The 3080-nt window shown below is 41.2% G+C and carries 3 protein-coding genes; all 3 read left to right on the top strand.

Going from position 1 to position 3080, the window contains the following annotated elements:
• Nucleotides 1–304: hypothetical protein (locus KF872_12630; GenBank protein ID MBX2904385.1), on the top strand; the 304-nt coding region annotated here is incomplete at its 5' end.
• A 178-nt stretch (nucleotides 305–482) separates the two neighbouring features.
• A complete protein-coding gene (locus tag KF872_12625) occupies nucleotides 483–2744 on the top strand; it encodes a UvrD-helicase domain-containing protein (protein ID MBX2904384.1) in 2262 nt (753 codons plus the stop codon).
• Complete coding sequence (locus KF872_12620; protein MBX2904383.1) at nucleotides 2745–3044, top strand: SemiSWEET transporter; 300 nt, start codon at nucleotides 2745–2747, stop codon at nucleotides 3042–3044.
• Nucleotides 3045–3080: the final 36 nt, after the last annotated feature.

Here is a 3080-nt window from a genome sequence, read left to right as displayed (position 1 = left end):
CCCAAATGCCGATGTGGCACTCGAAATTGAACGCAGCAAAAGCGAAGTTACTTTGCACATCCTTGCCCAAGATATGGCACAATACGACCATATTATTATTGAACGAAGCGGCAACGGTGGCGAATTCTTCAGCCAAGTAAAATACATACAAACCGAAGGTGCCGAAATTGAAGACGGTAACTACGTGTTCCGTGCAGATAAATATCCTTTGCCTAACAACATTGATTCTTACTACAGAATTAAAACTGTTTCTAAAGACGGAGTTACGCGTACTTTCCCTAGCGTGGCGCTCGCTTCTAACTAAAATGCTTTACCACTAACCACTATACCCAACCACTTATCCCAATTCCCCATTTCTTGTCACCAAACAAAGTGTCCATAGTCAGAGGAGGGTCGCCACATCGCGACCCTTTTTTTATTTCTTTCAATCTGTGTTGAAAATCATTTTATCCTAAGCTCTTTTGCCTTCGTATTTTTACGCCATGAATTTTTTAGATGAGCTAAATGATATTCAACGCGAAGCAGTAGTAAATTTCGAAGGACCCACACTAATTGTTGCAGGCCCCGGCTCTGGCAAAACCCGCGTACTTACTTATCGTATTGCCTACTTGCTACAGCAAGATGTAAACCCATTTTCTATACTATCGCTTACTTTTACCAACAAAGCTGCCGAAGAAATGCGGCATCGTATAGAAACCATTGCCGGCACCAATGCCCGCAGTTTATTTATGGGCACATTTCACTCGGTGTTTGCCAGAATATTGCGAGTAGAAGCACAACGTTTAGGTTATCCTTCCAACTTTACCATTTACGACACCGAAGATTCGCGCAGCCTCATAAAATCTATTATCAAGGAAAAAAACCTAGACGATAAAATATACAAACCCAACCAAATACAGTATAGGATTTCTTCGGCAAAAAATGCTCTAATTCTACCGGACGATTACCTGCTGGATGCCGAACTTATTAGCGAAGACCGCGCACAAAAGCGCCCCGAAACAGGCTCAATTTACAAAGCATACTGCGAAAGATGTTTTAAAAGCAGCGCAATGGATTTTGACGATCTCCTCCTTAAAACACACGAAATAATCACCACCTTCCCCGATGTGTTGTATAAGTACCAACATAAGTTTCGCTATATTTTAATTGATGAGTTTCAAGATACCAACCCACTGCAATATTCTATTGTAAAACGCATTGCAGATGTATTTCAAAACATTACAGTAGTGGGCGATGATGCGCAAAGTATTTATGCTTTTAGAGGTGCCACTATTGATAATATCCTGAATTTTGAAAAAGATTTTCCCGATCTTAAAGTTTTCAAACTGGAACAAAACTACCGCAGCACCCAGCACATTGTAACCGCTGCCAATAAACTTATTCAAAACAATAAACACCAGATAAAAAAAGAAATCTGGACCAGCAACAACGAAGGCGAAAAAATAAAAGTAGTGCGTTCTCCAAGCGATAACGAAGAAGGACGTTTTGTGGCAGAAAGCATTCAAGAAATAAAAATGCGCGAACGCCTTTTCAACAACGACTTTGCCATCCTCTACCGCACCAATGCACAGTCGCGATCATTCGAGGAAAGCCTGCGCAGAATGAATATTCCTTACAAAATTTATGGTGGCATGAGTTTTTACCAACGCAAGGAAATAAAAGACTTGCTTGCCTACCTTAAACTCGCCATCAACCACTACGATGAAGAAGCCTTTAAACGCATCATAAACTATCCGGCAAGAGGCATTGGCCAAACATCTATAGACAAAATATTTACCCTTGCCATCAACGAAGGTAAACGCGCTTGGGATATACTAGAAACCATTGCCTTCCACGACTTTCCTTCGCGCACTAAAAATGCCATAGAAGAATTTGTGCTAATGGTAAAAAGTTTTGCAGCCCTGGCAAAAGAAAAAAACGCCTACGAAGTGGCACAGCACGTAGCCAAAGTTACCACCCTACTTTCGGAATTGTATAACGATAAAACCGTAGAAGGCGTAAGCCGCTACGAAAACATACAAGGCTTACTCAATGGTATTAAAGAATTTGTAGAAGAAGACGTAGTGCTTTCTGATGAAGATGCCAATATGATGAACGACAAATCGCTTGGCAGCTACATGCAAAATATCACCCTGCTTACCGGAGACGAAAAAGATAAAGACAATGCAGACACCGTAAAACTCATGACCATCCACAGTGCCAAAGGATTGGAGTTTCCGGTAGTTTTTGTGGTGGGCATGGAAGAAAACCTCTTTCCAAGCGGACAATCGCTTTACAGCTTAGAAGATTTAGAAGAAGAAAGACGTTTATTTTATGTGGCAGTTACACGGGCAGAAAGCAAACTCATTCTTTCGTATGCCTCTACCCGTTATAAATTTGGTAGTTTACAGTATTGCGACCCCAGCCGTTTCCTAAAAGAAATTCCCGATGAAATCCTTGCCGTATTGGGCGATTTAAAACGAGAACAAGCCAAACAAATGTTTAGCCGCCCCAATACCTTAAATATAAAACCTGCTACTCCTGCACCAAAACCAATAAGCGCCAACAGCGAACCTTTTATACCCGATGACCCTGCCAACCTGCAAAACGGCATGGATGTAATCCACGAAAAATTTGGCGAAGGTAAAGTAATAGCTATGGAAGGGCAAGGTATTAACCGAATTGCCACTATATTTTTTGAAGGTTACGGGCAGAAAAAAATCATGCTAAAATTTGCCCGTCTTAAAATTTTAAAACACAGCTAAATGCTCTCCACCACAGACTTAGTGGGCACTGCTGCAGCCGTTTGCACCACCCTTTCTTTTGTTCCTCAAATAATACACATCGTAAAAACCCGAAATACCGAAGGCATTTCTTTAACCATGTATTCCGTGTTTACCTTTGGAATATTGCTATGGTTGGCGTATGGCTTTATGCTTTCTTCGCTACCGATTATAGTTGCCAATATGGTAACAGCACTGTTGGCAGGCAGTGTGCTGGCAATGAAAATACATGCGCTTTGGAAAAAGAAGCATACACTAAAAGAGCAAACAGAAATTGAGTGAATTTTTTCGTGAAACTTTGAAACCTTTTGGTGCGCC

The organism is Chitinophagales bacterium (assembly GCA_019638515.1).
Taxonomy (GTDB): domain Bacteria; phylum Bacteroidota; class Bacteroidia; order Chitinophagales; family LD1; genus UBA7692.
This window is presented reverse-complemented; position numbering and strand designations above follow the sequence as displayed.